We start from the raw sequence: 18506 nt of genomic DNA, 5'->3' as shown, positions 1-18506 counted from the left end.
AGCGGCCCCAAAAATGGGACTGCTACGCAGTCCAGCGGGAGCAAGCTCCCTCGCCACAGGGACCGGTTCTGTCTTAACTGACTGGCATTAGGGCAAGCCCGCTCTCACATTCAGGCGCCCGTCCAGGCGTGGACGAACGGTGCCAGGTCTTCCTTCGGCGCCGTGCGCGGCGGGTTCTGCGGCGTGCCCAGGTAGAGGAAGCCGATCACTTCTTCATCCGCCGTCAGCCCCAAGCCTTTGGCCACATGAGCCGAGTAGGACAACTCGCCGGTACGCCACACCGCGCCGATCCCTTGCGCATAAGCCGCCAGCAGAATGCCGTGGGCCGCGCAGGCGGCTGCCAGCAATTGTTCGGATTTCGGCACTTTGAAGTGTTCTTGCAAGCGCGCAATCACCACCACCACCAGCGGCGCGCGCAACGGGCCGTTCTGAGCCTTGTCGATAGCGGCTTGCGGAGCGTCGGCATCCTGCAGGCGCGCGGCTTCGGCCAGCAGCGTGCCCATACGCTCACGGGCCGCGCCTTCCACGGTAAGGAAACGCCACGGGCGCAACTGGCCGTGGTCGGGCGCACGCATGGCGGCGGCGAACAGCATGTCGCGCTGCTCCTGAGTCGGTGCCGGTTCCAGCAAACGTGGCACGGAAACACGGTTGAGCAAAGCGTCGAGAGCCTGCATTGGCCACCTCCAGAATAAAATGTGCGGTCATTCTAGCGGAATGCATCGGGATGCCACCAAACGATAATTGCTCTTATTCAAACTGCCCCGCCCTGTTAAACTTTGCGACCGGATTTTTCGCCTTCTTTCAGGAAACTCGATGTTTCGTTCGCTACGACACCTGTGCGCAGCATTGCTGGCCCTGGGCCTGACTGCCTGCGACGACGCGCCACGGTTTACCCAGGCCGAGCCGGGTGAAGCGCGCGCCGGTGGCGCGGCGACGGTGAACAAGCGCGACCAGAACGCGTTTTCCCTGCCCTCGGCGAACCTGGCGCCCACCCGCCGCCTGGACTTCAGCGTCGGCAACAGTTTCTTTCGCAGCCCCTGGGTGATCGCGCCCTCGACCACCACCGCACGCGACGGCCTGGGCCCGCTGTTCAATACCAATGCCTGCCAGAACTGCCATATCAAGGATGGCCGAGGCCATCCACCGCTGGCCGACGCGCCCAATGCGGTATCGATGCTGGTGCGGCTGTCCATCTCCCCCGCTGATACAGACCTGCCACCTTACGCCAGGCTCATCGAACAGCTCGGCGTAGTGCCAGAGCCGGTGTACGGCGGGCAACTGCATGACATGGCCGTGCCGGGCGTGGCGCCGGAAGGCAAGGTGCGGGTCGATTACACACCGGTCAACGTCCGCTTCAAGGACGGCACCGTGGTCGAGTTGCGCAAGCCCGAGCTGCAAATCACCCAGCTCGGCTATGGCCCGATGCACCCCGACACGCGTTTCTCTGCGCGCATCGCCCCGCCGATGATTGGCCTGGGTTTGCTCGAAGCCATCAGCGACGCCGATATCCTGCGCAACACCGACCCGAAAACCGCTGACAGCGAGGCCATCGTCGGCCGGGCGAATCAGGTGTGGGATGACGCCAGGCAAAAAACTGTTTTAGGGCGATTCGGCTGGAAAGCCGGGCAACCTACGCTCAATCAACAAAATGTTCACGCGTTTTCAGGTGATATGGGCCTCACCACATCCTTGAGGCCTTTCGATGACTGCACCGACGCCCAGGTCGCCTGCAAACAGGCACCCAACGGCAACGGCCCCGAGGGCGAGCCGGAAGTCAGCGACAACATCCTGCGCCTGGTGCTGTTCTATACGCGTAACCTCGCCGTGCCGGTGCGCCGCGACCTCAACGCGCCGCAGGTGCTGGCCGGCAAAAACCTGTTCTACCAGGCCGGTTGCCAGGGCTGCCACAAGCCGACGTTCACCACGGCCGCCAACGCCTCCGAGCCCGAACTGGCCAATCAGGTGATCCGTCCCTACAGCGATTTGCTGCTGCACGACATGGGCGAAGGCCTCGCCGACAACCGCACTGAATTCAAGGCCGGTGGCCGCGACTGGCGTACCCCGCCATTGTGGGGCATCGGCCTGACGCAAACCGTGAGTGGTCACACCCAGTTTCTCCATGACGGCCGCGCCCGCAACCTGCTCGAAGCCGTGCTCTGGCATGGCGGGCAAGCGCAAGCGGCGCAGCAGCATGTGTTGTCGTTCAATGCCGAGCAGCGTGCCGCGCTGCTGGCGTTCCTGAATTCTCTATAAGCTTCGCCCCACTTACAGAAGGGAGCTCGATATGTTCCGTCCCAAGTTGTTGTTCACCAGCCTGGCCGCCCTTGCCCTCGGCGCCTGCTCGCCGCAAGACCCGCAAGCGGTGACCTCGGCGGCCATCGCCAAGCAGGTCATCCTGCCGACTTACAGCCGCTGGGTTGAAGCCGACCGTCAACTGGCCGTCAGCGCCCTGGCCTACTGCCAGGGCAAGGAAAGCCTGGACACCGCCCGTGCCGACTTCCTCCACGCGCAAAAAGCCTGGGCCGAGTTGCAACCGCTGCTGATCGGCCCGCTGGCCGAAGGCAACCGTTCATGGCAAGTGCAGTTCTGGCCGGACAAAAAGAACCTGGTAGGCCGTCAGGTCGAACAGCTGGTTGCCAGCCAGCCACAGATCGACGGTGCCGCCCTCGCCAAATCCAGCGTGGTGGTGCAAGGCCTGTCGGCTTACGAATACATCCTCTACGACGCCAAGCCCGACGTCGCCGACCAAGCCCAGAAAGCCCGGTATTGCCCGCTGCTGATGGCTATCGGCGAACGCCAGAAAGCCCTGGCCGAAGAGATTTTGGCCAGTTGGAACAGCACCGACGGCATGCTCGCGCAGATGACCAAGTTCCCGAACCAGCGCTACGCCGATTCCCACGAAGCCATCGCTGACCTGCTGCGCGTGCAAGTGACCGCCCTGGATACCCTGAAGAAAAAACTCGGCACGCCGATGGGCCGCCAGACCAAGGGCATCCCGCAGCCGTTCCAGGCCGATGCATGGCGCAGCCAGTCGTCCCTGCAAAGCCTGGAAGCCAGCCTCGCAGCGGCCCAGACCGTATGGGTGGGCGTCGACAACAAAGGCCTGCGCGGGCTGTTGCCGACGGATCAAAAAGCCTTGGCCGACAAAATAGACGCCGCTTACGCCGCGTCGTTGAAACTGTTCGCCAGCAACCAGCGCACCCTCAACGAACTGTTGAACGATGACGCCGGGCGCCAGCAGCTCAACGATCTCTACGACAGCCTCAACGTGGTCCATCGCCTGCATGAAGGCGAGCTGGCCAAGGCGCTGGGCATCCAACTGGGCTTCAATGCCAACGACGGTGACTGATGATGCTCAGGCGACAGGCTTTGGCCATTGGCAGCGTGCTGCTCAGCGCCCTCACATTGGGTGGCTGGACGCTGTTCAAGCAAAAGGATAAGAGCCCGCTGCTGCTGTCGGCCCGCGATGATGCGGACGGCAAGCACTATGCGGTGGGTTATCGCCTGGACGGCAGGCAAGTGTTCGCCACCCAGGTGGGCCAGCGCTGCCACGACATCATTAACCACCCGACGCTGCCGATTGCGCTGTTCGTCGCCCGCCGCCCGGGCACCGAAAGTTACCTGATCGACCTGCGTGACGGCGCGCTGCTGCAAACCATCACGTCTAACGCCAATCGCCACTTCTATGGCCACGCGGTGATTCACAAGAGCGGCGACTGGCTGTATGCCACCGAGAACGACACGTCCGATCCAGGCCGTGGCCTGTTGGGTGTGTATAAGTTCGAAGGCGAGCGGCTGGTGCACAGCGGCGAGCTTTCCACCCACGGTATCGGCCCGCATCAGGTCTCCTGGATGCCCGACGGCGAAACCCTGGTGGTGGCCAACGGCGGTATTCGCACCGAAGCCGAAAGCCGCGTTGAGATGAACCTCAACGCCATGGAACCAAGCCTGGTGCTGATGCACCGCGACGGCAGCCTGATCAGCAAGGAAACCCTGGGCCAGCAGATGAACAGCGTGCGCCATATGGGGATCGCCAGCGACGGCACCATCCTCACCGGCCAGCAGTTCATGGGGCCGTCCCAGGAACGTTCCGAGCTGCTCGCGATTAAGCGCCCAGGGCAGCCGTTCGTGGCCTTCCCGGTGGCCGATGAGCAGTTGCAGGCGATGGGGCACTACACCGCCAGCGTCGCGGTGCACAGTGAGCTGCGCCTGGTGGCGCTGACAGCGCCGCGTGGTAATCGCTTCTTTATCTGGGACATGGACAGCGGCGAGTTGCGCCTGGATGGGCCGTTGCCGGACTGTGCCGGGGTTGGCGCGGTGGCGGACGGGTTCGTGGTCACCTCAGGCCAGGGGCGTTGCCGTTTCTATGATTGCCGCCAGGACCAGCTGATGGCCAAACCGTTGGAATTACCGGCGGGTTTTTGGGACAACCATCTGCACCTGATCTGAAAATTGCCCCCTCTGCTGGAGCGAGCTTGCTGGCGAAGATCGCCAACGATAACGCGCATCTTGAATACGCGCCATGCTCAGGTTTTTCGCGAGCAAGCTTGCTCCTACAGTTAAAGTGACAGTCAGCGTGTAGTCTCGCTGACTGCGCCTTTTTACTGATTCCATCACGTCCTCCTGAAAACCAGATCAGAAGGTGTAAACCTTATTTAGGACGGGACACAGGCACAAAAAAAGGGCCTCGCACTGCAAGGCCCTCTCGGGGGTTTCAATCGTTTCAACTCTGCGGCCTCATCCCTTGGGACATCCCGAACATGAACAACAGCAAATCATGATCGGGCTTGGCCGCCACACTGACCTTGGCGACACGCGGCAGCAGGCATTGCCCGTCACCTTGCGCCGCACTGAGTACCTGTGTGCGAGGCTGTTCCCAGGCGGCCAGGGCCAGGGCTGCAATGCCCAACGCCCCGACCAGAAACAAACCTCGTGCTATTTCTAGCTTCATCTGGTTAAACCCTTGATAGCGCTGCCAAACGCCGTCTCGTAAAAGTAGCTGAGTTTCTTCCAGTCGGTATCGTTCCACGACGAATGGCGGCGCAATTGCAGCATGTCATGGGATGCGGCCCGATAAGCGGTCAAACGCTGCCGACATTTTTCAAAGTCCAGCAGTGCCACTTCCACCTTCACCGCATCGCCTTCGCCGGTGACCCGAACGAAGATGTGCTTGATATACAGGCAGCCATGTTGCCAGCGCCCCTTGTGCATGCGAGCCAGGGTGCCGGCCAGCTCTTTGAGCAAGCGTTCATGCACCTCTTCGCCGTATTGCTCACGGCCACCGGCGGCGTACCAGTTTTCAATCTCGTCGAAGCCGTCCAGCGAAGCGGTCACCAGCAACGCCTTCCATTGATGTTCCGGGTCGCGTCGCGCCTCGCAAAACACCAACTCCGGCACACGTACATCCAGCAAGCGCAAACCCTTGAGGGCATCACGCTCACGCAACACGGTCGGACGTCCAAACGGATGCAGCCAACTGCGGTAGATGTGCCCGGTCTGACGCTTACAGTAGAGCAAGCGCCCATTGGCACTGACGACCCGCTGTACACCACTTTCACCGCCACGACGGCGATTGGGCTCTTCAACCCATTCACCCTGCTGACGCCAGAAAAAATCAAATCGTTCTTCGGGAGCTACATGGCTGCCTGCTACGCACTCAACTGCCATTCTGTTACCTCTTGCGCAATACATAGACTCGCCACATGGCGTAGAGCGGCATGAAATCCAGGGACTCCTGGATCCGGAAACCGGCCTGCTCGAATTCTGCCTCGACAGTAGCAGCCGGTAACACAAACCGGTTTTGGTAACCTTCCTGCTCACCTTTCTTACGACGACGCACTTCGGCGCGCTTGCGCTTCCACGCCTTGAAATTGCCATCCACCCAGAGCGAGATAATCACGCTGTCACGGGTAACACGCTGAAATTCCCGCAGTATTGTCATCCTGTGCGCAGGGTCACCGATGTGGTGCATCAGGCGCATGCAGAAAATACTGTCGACCGAACTATCTGGCAAATCGATATCAAAAGCGGATGTCTGCAAAGGGCGTACCCGTTTCACCACTTCCGCCGGTTGGGCTGTAGTGGCGACCTTCACCATCGACGCCGAATTGTCGGCCCCGATAATCACGCGGTTGGGTTTTTCGGCCAACAATGGCCAAAACCGACCGGCGCCACAGGGCAAGTCCAACACCAGGCCTGGCTCACCGGCCATGGCCAGCGCAGCACGTGCCAGTTGCTCGTCGCGTTTGTGGGACCATCGGCGAGCCAGATTGTCCTGATGCTTGAGCAAATATTGCTGCGCGTGTTGATCATCGTACTTTTCAGAAAATTCCAACTTGATCGGGGAAGGCATCGTACGTCTCCGGTAACTGATGCCTACAACCCTAAGCAGAGAACTGTGATCAACAAGTCAACTCGTTGTGAAAAACTTGTTCTGTCCAATTGCATACATTTCAAGAGTTTACAGAAACATTCAGTAGCACCGGGCCATCTTCGCTGAAAACCAGACGTCGTGCAGCAGCAAATTGACAGACTGAACGGTCAGGTTTTGACTGGTCCCAGTTCGACATGGAAACGGCAACCATTGGGCTCCATGGTGCTCAGGGTGACGCTCCAGCCCTGGCTTTCACAGATACGTTGCACCAGCGACAGGCCAAGCCCCAGGCCCTCGCCGCGCTTCTCGCTGCCACGCACAAACGGCTCGAACATCGCTTCACGCTTGTCTTTAGGAATGCCCACACCGGTGTCCTCGACTACGAAGCCGCTCGGCTCCAGGGTGAGGCGGATAAACCCCTGTTCGGTGTAATGCAGTGCATTGCGTAACAGGTTGCCCATCACCGCGTGCAGGAACGTCGTGTTGTAGCGAGTATCCAGCGCAGCGCCCGGGCAGTAGATCAACTCTAGGCCTTTTTGCTCGATGGGCCCGCGCCAGATCCCGAGCAAATCCTCGGCGACCTGGGTCAGGTCGACCTGGGCCGACATGGCGGCATCGTCATGCTTGGCGCGGGCCAGCATCAGGAAGGTCTGCACCAGTTCGCGCATTTCCTCACAGGCCCGAGCGATGCGCTGGACCTGATTGCGCCCACGTTGATCGATGGCCGGGTTCTCCAACAGCAGCTCGCAGGAGCTGGCCAGCACCATCAGAGGTGTGCGCAATTCATGGCTCACATCGCTGGTAAACAACTGTTCGCGAGACAGCGCCTGACGCAAGCGACCCAGCGTGGCATCGAACGCCACCGCCAACTCGCCCACTTCGTCGGCCGCGTAATCCGGCGCCAGGGGCGGCGCCAGGCCAAGCAGTTGGTCGCGATGGCGCACCTGGCGAGCCAGGCGCACCACTGGCGCCATCACCTTGCGCGCCAGCACCCAGCCGAGGAACACCGCCAGCGCCAGGCTGAGCACGAAGCCCACCAGCACCACGGCAAACAGGACGCGCTCGCGCTCTTCGAAATCGCTTTGGTCCTGCAGCAGCACATAACGCCGGCCATCGATCACTTCGACCATGGCGTGGTACGACAGCGACTCGCGAAATACTTCATGAAAGCCGGGGTCCAGGTGCCGCAAATCCTTGGGCAGCTCGAAATCGCCGGGGCCGCCGCTGAAATAAAACAGCTGGTCAGGCTCGGGCCGGTGTCGCCAGTCTTCCATGCTGTCCATCAGCAGCAGGCGTTGCAGATCGCCGCCCAGGCCTGCCGAAATCAACTTCTCTTCCACCAGGTGCACCGTCGCGACGATGCCCATGGCGAAGGCGCCCGCCACCAATGCGCTCATCAAGGCAAAGGCGATGATGATCCGCTGGGCAAGGCTTTGCTTAAACTCCATCACGGCCCTCGGCCAGGCGATAACCTACACCGTGCACCGTTTGCAGCAGCGGTTTGGCGAAGGGTTTGTCGATCACTTGGCGCAGTTGGTGGACATGGCTGCGCAGGCTGTCGCTGTCCGGGCAATCGTCGCCCCACAAAGCTTCTTCGAGAATTTCCCGACGCAATACGTGCGGGCTTTTCTGCATCAATACCGCGAGCAGCTTCAGGCCGACCGGGTTGAGTTTCAACAGGCGCCCCTCTCGGGTCACCTCCAGCGTATCCAGGTCATAACTCAGGTCGCCCACTTGCAGGGCGCGACGCCCGCCACCCTGAGCACGGCGCAGCACCGCTTCGATGCGAGCGGCCAGCTCAGACAAGGCGAACGGCTTGAGCAGGTAGTCATCGGCGCCGGACTTGAAGCCCTGCAGCCGGTCGTCCAACTGGTCGCGGGCGGTGAGCATGATCACCGGCGTATCACGGCGCGCGTCTTCGCGCAGGCGTTTGCACAGGGTGTAGCCATCGATGCCGGGCAGCATGATGTCGAGTACGATCAAGTCGTAATGCTCGGTGGCGGCCAGGTGCAGGCCCGACAAACCGTCCTGCGCACAATCCACTGTGTAACCTTTAAGCCCCAGGTAATCGGCCAGGTTGGCCAGAATATCGCGGTTGTCTTCAACCAATAAAATTCGCATGGGCAGTGTCTCCGTACGCGGTAACGGCCGTGTTGGCTCGCGCAGCTTAAGGCCAAGTGCCGCTCAGGGATAGACCTGCAAAGGCTATCGATATAGGTTTTCAACCGATATTTCGATTGAACGAGATTTTCACTATAGCTTCACAGATTGATGACAGCGCCAAGGCGAACATTTGCGTTTGATCCAACGCTGCCTTCGGCCGGCAACGCTTTTTCGCGGCCACGCCGGCCTCAATTGATCGTACCCAAAACTGAAACTAAAAAAGCCCCGCCTGCATCACTGCAGGCGGGGCTTTTCAGTACAGGGGTAAGGCTGGCTTACATCATGCCGCCCATGCCACCCATGCCGCCCATGTCTGGCATACCGCCACCGCCAGCGCCTTCAGCCTTCGGCTTCTCAGCGATTGCAGCTTCGGTGGTCAGGATCAGGCCGCCGATGGAGGCTGCTGCCTGCAACGCCGAACGGGTCACCTTGGTAGGGTCCAGGATGCCCATTTCGATCATGTCGCCGTATTCGCCGGAAGCAGCGTTGTAACCGTAGTTGCCCTGGCCGCTCTTGACCTGGTTAACCACAACGCTTGGCTCGTCGCCGGAGTTGGCAGCGATCTGGCGCAGCGGTGCTTCAACGGCACGGCGCAGTACAGCGATACCGACGTTCTGGTCAGCGTTGTCGCCGGTCAGATTGGTCAGGGCTTCCAGAGCACGGATCAGCGCAACGCCACCGCCAGGTACCACGCCTTCTTCAACGGCTGCACGGGTTGCGTGCAGGGCGTCTTCAACGCGGGCCTTCTTCTCTTTCATTTCAACTTCGGAACCGGCGCCAACCTTGATCACTGCAACGCCGCCGGACAGCTTGGCCAGACGCTCTTGCAGTTTTTCACGGTCGTAGTCCGAGGAAGTCTCGGCAACCTGGGCACGGATCTGAGCAATACGCGACTCGATGTCGCCTTCAACGCCAGCACCGTCAACGATGATGGTGTTTTCCTTGGAAATGGTCACGCGCTTGGCGCTACCCAGGTTTTCCAGGGTGGCGCTTTCCAGGCTCAGGCCGATCTCTTCGGAGATAACGGTACCGCCGGTCAATACGGCGATGTCCTGCAGCATGGCCTTGCGACGGTCGCCGAAGCCTGGAGCCTTGACGGCTGCAACTTTGACGATGCCACGCATGTTGTTCACAACCAGGGTCGCCAGGGCTTCGCCTTCAACGTCTTCGGAAACGATCAGCAATGGACGGCCGGCTTTGGCAACGGCTTCCAGTACTGGCAGCATTTCGCGGATGTTGGAGATTTTCTTGTCGACCAGCAGGATCAGCGGGCTGTCCAGCTCGGCAACCATGGTGTCCGGCTTGTTGACGAAGTACGGGGACAGGTAGCCACGGTCGAACTGCATGCCTTCTACAACCGACAGTTCGTTTTCCAGGCCCGAGCCTTCTTCAACGGTGATCACGCCTTCTTTACCGACTTTTTCCATGGCTTCGGCAATGATGTCGCCGATGGAGCTGTCGGAGTTGGCGGAGATGGTGCCTACCTGAGCGATAGCCTTGGTGTCAGCGCATGGCTTGGACAGGTTTTTCAGCTCGGCAACGATGGCGATGGTCGCCTTGTCGATACCACGCTTGAGGTCCATCGGGTTCATGCCGGCAGCAACGGCTTTGTAGCCTTCGTTGACGATAGCCTGAGCCAGAACGGTAGCGGTGGTGGTGCCGTCGCCTGCGTCATCGTTGGCACGGGAGGCAACGTCTTTGACCAGCTGCGCGCCCATGTTTTCGAAACGGTCTTCCAGTTCGATTTCTTTAGCGACGGAAACGCCATCCTTGGTGATGGTCGGAGCGCCGAAGCTCTTCTCGATGATCACGTTACGGCCTTTCGGGCCCAGGGTCGCTTTTACTGCGTCAGCCAGGATGTTGACACCGGTGAGCATTTTCTTGCGGGCGGAGTCGCCGAATTTAACTTCTTTAGCAGCCATGATCGATATTCCTTAAATACTTTGGAGTAAACGGGAAAATGAGCGGGGAATCAGTCTTCCAGAACGGCAAGAATCTCGTTCTCGCTCATTACCAGCAGGTCTTCGCCGTCGACTTTCACAGTGTTGCTGCCGGAGTAAGGGCCGAAAACAACCTTGTCACCCACTTTCACGGCCAGCGCACGTACTTCACCGTTTTCCAGAGCCTTGCCTGGACCCGCAGCCAGAATCACACCGTGGTTGGCTTTTTCAGCAGCCGAACCTGGCAGGACGATCCCGCCGGCGGTTTTCTTTTCTTCTTCACTGCGACGGATGACGACGCGGTCATGCAGAGGACGAAGCTTCATTGTCGATCTCTCCTAATTGTGTTTTTCATCGGCCGGTATCAATTCCGGCGGGTTAAATTCCGGCGGTGCCGGTCGCGGCTCGCAGGGCGAACCGCGGAAGTCTGTCTAGTGTCACCACCAGAAACCTTGCGGTGACCGTTACATAAGGGCGCCCAGGCTTATTACAAGGGGCAGCGAATGAATTTTTTTGTGTTTTGCTCAAGGGTGAATGCAGCACGGCACCCAAAAGGTGCCGTGCCGGTGGAGCCGTTATTTGCCGTCGCGATGTTCGAACTCGCCTTCGATCACATCACCTTCGCGCCCCAAGGGCTGGCGGGGTGCCGGGCCTCCACGGGGTTGCAGGTCGTCGGCGAAGGCACGCTGGCGAATCGCCGCCTCTTCGGCACGCTTCCGCATTTTGCCCGCCAGCAGCTTGCGAGTGACGGGCAGGAGCATGATCAGGCCAACCACATCGCTGATGAAACCCGGCAGGATCAACAGGCCACCGGCCAGGGCCATCATCAGGCCTTCAAGCATGGTCTGGGCGGGCAGTTCACCGCGGTTCAGGCTTTCACGGGCACGCAGTGCCGTCGCCAGACCGGCGACGCGCAGCACCAGAACGCCGAGCATCGAGCCGAGAATGATCAGTAACAGTGCTGGGAAAAATCCGATCGCACCGCTGACTTGAACGAATACGAACAGCTCCAGCACCGGGAACAATAGAAAAAGCAACAAAAAAGGGCGCATCAAATGTTTCCTCAACGCAAGAATGCCTTGCTAGTCCACCTTAGATGACGTCGCCTTTTCGTGAATTCAAGCGGTAATGTCCGATTTTTTCGGCCAGGTCTCGGCGTGAGCCAATGAAACCAGGGCTTCGCGCACTTGTGTCGGCGTGTTGCAAGATTCGCCAAACGGCAACCAGTGCAGGGACTGGCCGATGCGCAGGTGCATGCCTTCACTGTCGATGCCGGCCAGCCGCGCAGGCTCGGTCTTCGGTAAACCGGCGAGGTCCACGTAATGGGCGATGGCCTTGGCGTGATCGCTGTTCATGTGTTCGATCATGCTGCGCTCAGCCTGGCCCGCGAACGGATTGGCCAGGGTCAGTTGGTCGATCCAATGGATCGCGCCAAATCCGCCGATATAACGGTGGCGCACCGGTTTGAGCACCCAGAAATCGAAATCGTGGGCCATGTGGTAGTTGGACGACTCGGGAAAGTAGCGATAGTAGCGCTCGGCAGCGGCCTGGATGGCAGCGGCGTCTTGCAACTGCTCGGCTTCAGCCAGGTAGGTCAGGCGCCCGACCGCCTGCACATCGTCAGCTTCGCGCTCACCGACCAGCAACGAGCACTTGGGGTCTTTCTGCAAATTGTGAGTGTGCTGGGCGATGCGGCTGATCAGGATCAGCGGGCGGCCCTGTTCGTCGAGACAGTACGGCACGACCGAACCGAAGGGAAAACCGGGCATGGCTTTGGACAGTGTGGCCAAGGCCCCACGGTATTCCTTGAGCAACAGCTCTCGGGCGTTCCTGGCAACGTGCACGCTCAATGTATGACTCCTGGGTTGTTCCGCCGCCCATGGCATATGGGAATGGATCTCAACACACGGTAATCAATATCCGCGCAGGTTGCCAGAGTGCCCGATGCAGCTTTACCAGGCCACGCCAAAGCCTGCGGTGTAGCGGGTCTTGCTCAAGCTGCTTTCGGAGTCGCCGCTGATCACGTCACGCTCAGCCTTGAGATTGAGCGACGCCCATTCGGTGACCTTGTAACGCAGGCCCATCTGAGCATCCAGGGAATACTCGGCCGGACCGTCCAGCGGCTTGCCCAGTTCGCCGCTGGTGAAGAACTCAACGGTCTTGCCCACCAGGTAGCGGTTGTAGTTCCACTTCATGGCCAGGGAATAGAAGTTGTCTTTGCCGCCATCGGCGTATTCGTAATCGGTGCGGTTGACCAGCGAGCCGAGGGAGAACGCGCCCAGCTCATCGTCCCAGAACTGATAACCCGGGCCGGTGCCGACGGTGCGTTGGCGCGCCAGGTCTTCCACCTTGTCGCGCTTGTAGGTCAGGCGGCCCTGCCAGAACCAGTGCTCGGTGATAAAGCGGTCAAGGTCGTATTCCAGGGCCCAGTTGTCGGTGGTGGTGACGTCGTCCTGGAACTCGCGGTTGTATTCGCCCTTGCCGGTGTGGCGCCACTGGCCGTGACGGGCCGAGGTCTTGAAGTCGATGTCGTAGTCGTTGGTGTCTTTGTCGGCGCGCTTGTAGTCCAGCGCCAGGTCAACGTTGCCCTTCCAGACCAGGTCTTCAATCACAGGCTTGGGCTTGATGATTTGCTGGATGCTGGCCAAGTCCACGGTCTTGGGCGCTTCGCCGTTGGCCAGCACGACTTTGCCATCTTCCGCAGCCTGGAGGGACTTGGCCTTTTCACCGGTATAGGCGTCCTGTTTGACCAGCAATGGCTGGTCGCTCTCCAGGGTTTTCACCTGCTTCCAATCCACCGGGATCGAGCCGCCGTAGCTGGTTTGGATCAGCAATTTGCCGCCGTCGAACACCTTGATCTTGCCGGTCAGGCGGTCACCGTTCTTCAACCAGACGGTATCGGCGAGCAAGGGCGTGGAGGCACTGAGGACAGCGAGGCACAGCAGGGTTCTGGACAACATAAGCAGATACGGGGCTCGGGGTTGGCGAAAAGGAAGGCTATCGTGGTGGATAGCCTGAACTGACTCAACTATTTATATTGAGTTCAATTCTCACCGCCAAGTTTACAGACGTTTCTTACAAAAACACCGACGTTCTCAACGGATAGACCCACAGTGAATGAAGCTGCCGATGCCCCGCAAAGCCCCGCCGATATGCGCCGCACCGCGCTTTACCTGACGTTGTCGCAAGTGCCGCCAGGGTGCGTCGTGAGCTACGGCGAATTGGCGCACCTGGCAGGCTTGGGGCGCGCCGCGCGCTGGGTCGGACGTACCTTGAGCCAGCTTCCCGCGGATACCCGATTGCCCTGGCATCGGGTGTTGGGTGCCGGTGGTCGGATAAGTCTGCCGGTGGGCAGCGCATCGGGTGACGAACAACGTGCGCGTTTACGTAGCGAAGGCGTCACTATCCTGAATAATCGCGTTGATATTCAGCGTCATGGCTGGCGCCCGGTAGAGCACAGCGGTTAGAGTGCGCGCTTTGTTTCCGCAAACCTGAGGCAGACTCCAGCCCATGCCCCGTAAAACCTGGCGCGCCGCGCTCGCCGCCTATGCCAGCCCCTCGACGTTAGTGCTGTTATTGCTCGGTTTCGCTGCCGGCCTGCCTTATATGTTGGTGTTCTCGACGCTTTCCGTGTGGCTGCGTGAAGCGGGTGTTGCCCGCGAGACCATCGGTTATGCAAGCCTGATCGGGCTGGCCTACGCCTTTAAATGGGTCTGGTCGCCGCTGCTCGACCAATGGCGCCTGCCATTGCTCGGAAAACTCGGGCGCCGACGCTCCTGGCTGGTGCTCGCCCAGTCGCTGGTGATCCTCGGATTGATCGGCATGGGCTTTTGTGACCCGCAACAACACTTGTCCTGGTTGATCGCCATTGCCGTCGTCGTTGCCTTTGCGTCGGCCACCCAGGACATCGCAGTCGATGCCTATCGTCTGGAAATCGCCGATGACAGCCGCCAGGCCGCCCTGGCCGCCAGCTATATGTCCGGTTATCGCATCGCCGCCCTGCTGGCCACGGCCGGCGCGCTGTTTTTTGCCGAAGGCTTCGGCTCCACCGGCTTCAACTATAAGCACTCGGCCTGGACCGGCACTTATGTGCTGTTCGGCGTGTTGATGGTTCCAGCACTGATCACCACCTTGTTCATGCGCGAACCCAACGTGCCGCTGCGCACCCAGTTGCAGGCCGGGCGCTACAGCTTCGCGCATCAGCTGGTGTCAGTGTTCGTGCTGATCGTGCTGCTGGTGTCGGTGCCGGCCATGTTTACCCAGCTGTACAACACGGACTTCGCCAGCGTGCTGTTCCAGGGCGTGAGCCTATGGGAACTGCTGATGGAAGACCGCGCCTTCCTGCGGGCCATCCTTTATATCCTGCTCACTGCCCTGTGCCTCTCGGCCATGGGACGCCGTGGCCTGGCGCCGGTGCTGACGCCGGTCAACGACTTTATCCTGCGCTACCGCTGGCAGGCGTTGCTGCTGCTCGGGTTGATCGCCACCTACCGCATGTCCGACACCGTCATGGGCGTGATGGCCAACGTGTTCTATATCGACCAGGGCTTTACCAAGGACCAGATTGCCGGCGTGAGCAAGATCTTCGGCCTGATCATGACTCTGCTCGGCGCGGGTATGGGCGGCCTGTTGATCGTGCGGTTCGGTATTCTGCCGATCCTGTTCATCGGCGGGGTGTTTTCCGCCGGTACCAACCTGCTGTTCGTCATGCTCGCCGACATGGGCCCTGACCTGCAGATGCTGATCGTCACCATTTCCCTGGACAACTTCAGCTCGGGCCTGGCCACGTCTGCGTTTGTCGCCTACCTGTCGAGCTTGACCAACCTCAAATTCTCCGCCACCCAATACGCGCTGCTCAGCTCGATCATGCTGTTGCTGCCGCGCCTGATCGGTGGGTATTCGGGGGTGATGGTGGAGAAGTTCGGCTATCACAACTTCTTTATGATCACCTGCCTGCTGGGCATGCCGACGCTGTTCCTGATTGCCTTGCACTGGTTCCAGGAAAACCGCCGGATTCGGTTGAACCCTCCTGAGGAACCGGATCCCCTGTAGGCGCGAGCTTGCTCGCAAAGAACTTATGGACGCCGCGTTTGGCCTGGTGTCCCGCATCATCGTTGACGACCTTCGCGAGCAAGCTCGATCCTGCAAGTCTGATGCCTGTACTCCAGCAGCCCGCGCCCGTACAATCCCAAGTCATTTCAAGTCCAAGCAACCGACAACGGCCTACCATGCGTACCAGTCAATATTTGCTCGCCACACAGAAAGAAACGCCTTCCGATGCGGTTGTGATCAGCCATCAGCTGATGCTGCGCGCCGGCATGATCCGCAAACTGGCCTCCGGCCTCTACACCTGGCTGCCCATGGGCTTGAAGGTGATGCGCAAGGTCGAAGCCATCGTTCGTGAAGAAATGAACGCCGCCGGCTCTCTGGAAGTGTTGATGCCGAGCACTCAACCGGCTGAACTGTGGCAGGAATCCGGACGCTGGGAAGAGTACGGCCCCGAGCTGCTGCGCTTCAAGGACCGTCATGGCCGCGATTTCTGCGCCGGCCCGACCCATGAAGAAGTCATCACCGACCTGATGCGCAACGAGTTGAGCAGCTATAAACAGCTGCCGCTCAACCTGTATCAGATCCAGACCAAATTCCGTGATGAAATCCGCCCACGCTTCGGTTTGATGCGCGGCCGTGAATTCATCATGAAGGACGCTTATTCGTTCCACGCCGACCAGGCGTCGTTGCAGGCGACCTACGACCGCATGCACCAGGCCTACTGCAATATCTTTACGCGCCTGGGCCTGAAATTCCGCCCGGTTGAAGCCGACAACGGCTCCATCGGCGGTGCCGGCTCCCACGAGTTCCACGTGCTGGCCGAATCCGGCGAAGACGATATCGCGTTCAGCAACGGTTCGGACTACGCCGCGAACATCGAAAAAGCCGAAGCCGTACCGCGTGAAACCTCGCGCCCGGCCCCGGCTGAAGAGCTGCGCCTGGTCGATACGCCAGACACCAAAACCATCGCGGCCCTGGTGGAAAAATTCAATCTGCCGATTGAAAAGACCATCAAGACCCTGATCGTGCATGCCGAAGAAGAAGGCAAGCTGATCGCCCTGGTGATCCGTGGCGACCACGAGCTCAACGAAATCAAGGCGGCCCAGCAACCTGGCGTGGCCAGCCCGCTGGTCATGGCCAGCGATGCCGAACTGCGCGACGCCATTGGCGCCGGTGCCGGTTCTCTGGGCCCGCTGAACCTGCCGCTGCCGATCATCATCGACCGTTCGGTCGAGCTGATGAGCGACTTCGGTATCGGTGCGAACATCGATGACAAGCACTACTTCGGCGTGAACTGGGAGCGCGACCTGCCGGTTCCGACCGTAGCCGACCTGCGTAACGTCGTGGCCGGCGACCCAAGCCCGGACGGCAAGGGCACCCTGGAGATCAAGCGCGGCATCGAAGTCGGGCACATCTTCCAGCTGGGCAACAAGTACAGCAAGGCGATGAAGTGCGAAGTGCTGGGCGAGAACGGCAAGCCGATCACCCTCGACATGGGCTGCTACGGCATTGGCGTTTCCCGTGTGGTCGCTGCCGCCATCGAGCAGAACAACGACGAGAAAGGCATCATCTGGAGCGACGCCCTGGCACCGTTCCAGGTTGCGCTGGTGCCGTTGCGCTATGAAACCGAGCAAGTGCGCGAAGCCACCGACAAACTGTATGCCGAATTGACGGCCGCCGGTTTTGAAGTGCTGCTCGATGACCGGGACAAGAAAACCAGCCCGGGCATCAAGTTCGCCGACATGGAGCTGATTGGCATCCCCCACCGGATCGTGGTCAGTGACCGCGGCCTGGCCGATGGCAATCTGGAATACAAGAGCCGGACCGAAGCCGAAGCCCAACCGTTGCCGGTGGCTGACGTGCTGTCTTTCCTTCAGGCGCGTATTCGTCGCTGAAAACCAGATCAAGAGAAGTCATGTTCAAGCGAAACACCAGAGCCCTGGGGGGCGCCACCTTGTGCGGCGCCCTGCTGGTCAGCGGCTGCGCCAACCAGATGTCGCAACGCAGTGAGCACGAGGAGCGGGTCGAGCGTAAGTTGCTCGACCATAGCCTGCAGATCGATGTGGGTGAGCCCAAAGTGCTGGAGCTGCCGCAACGTCGGGTTCGGATTCATGAGCAAAAGACTTTTGAGGTCACCGAATTCGAAGTCACTCGGCGTTACGACCGCTACACACCCTACCAGCCCTGGCGCAAACTCTATGAGATGCCACTGGGTGCCGTAGCCTTGGTGGCCGGTGCGGGAGCCAATGTGGTGAACATCTTCGCCCTCGGCAACCTGCCTGCCAGCGTGACGCGCGATTGGCTGAGCTACGGCGTGGACGGCATCAACCCGTTCATGAACGTGCAGTCCCACGGTCGTGCGCAGCAGAATCTCGCGGGTATCGATGAAGTCCAGCGTGACAAGCGCCTGGAATATTCGAGCCTGCCCTGGAGCGAACGCCCGGTACAGGTCACTGCCGGCAAGCAGACCCATGAACTGACCACCGACCGCGACGGCGTTCTGCGCCTGAATCTGTTGGACAGTCCGTTCTCCGAGCAGGACCTGAACCGCGTCACCACGTTAAAGATCAGCGTGGAAGACGGCCTGGACGATGTGCACTCGGATTCGACCCTGGCGGTCAGTAATACGCTGCGCAGCAAATTGCTGGAAGCCCATGGCCTGATCTACGACGACCTTGAGGACGACGAAGTCAACCAGTGGGTGCACCGGGTCAAGCGCCTCTCGGAGCTGGGTCTGGAAGAAGAGGCCAGCGAACTCGAACAGAGCCTGATCGAACTGACGCGCAATGATCCGGAGTTGCAGCAGGAGTTTTTGCAGGCACTGGCCAAGGATGCGGGGCGGCTCGTCGCGGATCCAGGCGCACGCTGAAATTCCAGGCCAGATAGAAATCCAACGGAGGGAGCGGGCTTGCCCTAATGCCAGTCAGTTAAGACAGAACCGGTCCCTGTGGCGAGGGAGCTTGCTCCCGCTGGACTGCGTA

At 60.2% G+C, this 18506-nt stretch carries 18 protein-coding genes; 7 read left to right on the top strand and 11 right to left on the bottom strand.

Features of this window, described 5'->3' with window-relative positions; all coding sequences use genetic code 11:
* Positions 1-110 precede the first annotated feature (110 nt).
* Positions 111-674, bottom strand: a complete 564-nt coding sequence (locus tag Q1V60_RS07505) for an NAD(P)H nitroreductase (RefSeq protein WP_300628869.1) — start codon at positions 672-674, stop codon at positions 111-113.
* 139 nt (positions 675-813) lie between these two features.
* On the opposite strand from Q1V60_RS07505, the gene Q1V60_RS07500 reads away from it, so the two are divergent.
* Genes Q1V60_RS07500 through Q1V60_RS07490 form a run of 3 tightly spaced genes read left to right on the top strand, consistent with a single transcriptional unit; the run spans position 814 to position 4449 of the window.
* Entirely contained in the window at positions 814-2253 is a 1440-nt protein-coding gene (locus Q1V60_RS07500) for a di-heme oxidoredictase family protein (protein ID WP_300628866.1), read from the top strand.
* 31 nt (positions 2254-2284) lie between these two features.
* Positions 2285-3349 carry an imelysin family protein gene (locus tag Q1V60_RS07495; protein WP_300628863.1) on the top strand — a complete coding sequence of 355 codons (1065 nt, stop codon included), beginning with the start codon at positions 2285-2287 and terminating at the stop codon, positions 3347-3349.
* A 2-nt stretch (positions 3350-3351) separates the two neighbouring features.
* On the top strand, positions 3352-4449 hold the full coding sequence (locus Q1V60_RS07490) for a DUF1513 domain-containing protein (protein ID WP_300628875.1): 1098 nt from the start codon (positions 3352-3354) through the stop codon (positions 4447-4449).
* A gap of 274 nt (positions 4450-4723) precedes the next feature.
* Here the strand turns inward: Q1V60_RS07490 and Q1V60_RS07485 are convergent, their stop codons facing one another.
* From Q1V60_RS07485 to Q1V60_RS07440, 10 genes are all read right to left on the bottom strand, one after another.
* Positions 4724-4951: a hypothetical protein gene (locus tag Q1V60_RS07485; protein WP_300628861.1), complete on the bottom strand. Its 228-nt coding sequence runs from the start codon at positions 4949-4951 to the stop codon at positions 4724-4726.
* Entirely contained in the window at positions 4948-5667 is a 720-nt protein-coding gene (locus Q1V60_RS07480; RefSeq protein ID WP_300628859.1) for a lipopolysaccharide kinase InaA family protein, read from the bottom strand. Before Q1V60_RS07480 ends, Q1V60_RS07485 begins: the two co-directional genes overlap by 4 nt.
* A 4-nt stretch (positions 5668-5671) precedes the next feature.
* Positions 5672-6352: a class I SAM-dependent methyltransferase gene (locus Q1V60_RS07475; RefSeq protein ID WP_300628857.1), complete on the bottom strand. Its 681-nt coding sequence runs from the start codon at positions 6350-6352 to the stop codon at positions 5672-5674.
* Positions 6353-6540: 188 nt separating this feature from the next.
* Positions 6541-7821 carry a HAMP domain-containing sensor histidine kinase gene (locus Q1V60_RS07470; RefSeq protein WP_300628854.1) on the bottom strand — a complete coding sequence of 427 codons (1281 nt, stop codon included), beginning with the start codon at positions 7819-7821 and terminating at the stop codon, positions 6541-6543.
* On the bottom strand, positions 7811-8494 hold the full coding sequence (gene colR, locus Q1V60_RS07465) for a two-component system response regulator ColR (RefSeq protein WP_003175870.1): 684 nt from the start codon (positions 8492-8494) through the stop codon (positions 7811-7813). The genes Q1V60_RS07470 and colR overlap by 11 nt, the downstream gene beginning before the upstream one ends.
* Positions 8495-8811: 317 nt before the next feature.
* Positions 8812-10458 carry a chaperonin GroEL gene (gene groL, locus Q1V60_RS07460; RefSeq protein WP_300628848.1) on the bottom strand — a complete coding sequence of 549 codons (1647 nt, stop codon included), beginning with the start codon at positions 10456-10458 and terminating at the stop codon, positions 8812-8814.
* Positions 10459-10508: 50 nt separating this feature from the next.
* Positions 10509-10802: a co-chaperone GroES gene (locus tag Q1V60_RS07455; protein ID WP_057723898.1), complete on the bottom strand. Its 294-nt coding sequence runs from the start codon at positions 10800-10802 to the stop codon at positions 10509-10511.
* Positions 10803-11051: 249 nt separating this feature from the next.
* Entirely contained in the window at positions 11052-11528 is a 477-nt protein-coding gene (locus tag Q1V60_RS07450) for an FxsA family protein (protein ID WP_300628845.1), read from the bottom strand.
* Between the two features lie 66 nt (positions 11529-11594).
* On the bottom strand, positions 11595-12326 hold the full coding sequence (locus Q1V60_RS07445; protein ID WP_300628843.1) for a HugZ family protein: 732 nt from the start codon (positions 12324-12326) through the stop codon (positions 11595-11597).
* A gap of 102 nt (positions 12327-12428) precedes the next feature.
* Complete coding sequence (locus tag Q1V60_RS07440; RefSeq protein ID WP_300628842.1) at positions 12429-13436, bottom strand: DUF481 domain-containing protein; 1008 nt, start codon at positions 13434-13436, stop codon at positions 12429-12431.
* A 192-nt stretch (positions 13437-13628) separates the two neighbouring features.
* On the opposite strand from Q1V60_RS07440, the gene Q1V60_RS07435 reads away from it, so the two are divergent.
* The 4 genes from Q1V60_RS07435 (at position 13629) to Q1V60_RS07420 (ending at position 18394) form a co-directional block, all read left to right on the top strand.
* Positions 13629-13943, top strand: coding sequence for an MGMT family protein (locus Q1V60_RS07435; RefSeq protein WP_300628873.1), 315 nt, complete (start codon positions 13629-13631; stop codon positions 13941-13943).
* A 43-nt stretch (positions 13944-13986) separates the two neighbouring features.
* Complete coding sequence (locus tag Q1V60_RS07430; RefSeq protein ID WP_300628840.1) at positions 13987-15528, top strand: AmpG family muropeptide MFS transporter; 1542 nt, start codon at positions 13987-13989, stop codon at positions 15526-15528.
* Positions 15529-15704: 176 nt separating this feature from the next.
* On the top strand, positions 15705-17420 hold the full coding sequence (locus Q1V60_RS07425; protein WP_300628839.1) for a proline--tRNA ligase: 1716 nt from the start codon (positions 15705-15707) through the stop codon (positions 17418-17420).
* A 20-nt stretch (positions 17421-17440) separates the two neighbouring features.
* Positions 17441-18394 (top strand): hypothetical protein, encoded by a 954-nt coding sequence (locus Q1V60_RS07420; protein ID WP_300628838.1) that lies wholly within the window; start codon positions 17441-17443, stop codon positions 18392-18394.
* The last annotated feature ends 112 nt before the right edge of the window (positions 18395-18506 follow it).

This window comes from Pseudomonas sp., assembly GCF_030147005.1.
Taxonomy (GTDB): Bacteria; Pseudomonadota; Gammaproteobacteria; order Pseudomonadales; family Pseudomonadaceae; genus Aquipseudomonas.
Note: the sequence above shows the minus strand (reverse complement) of the source record. Positions and strands in the feature narration are given on the sequence as shown.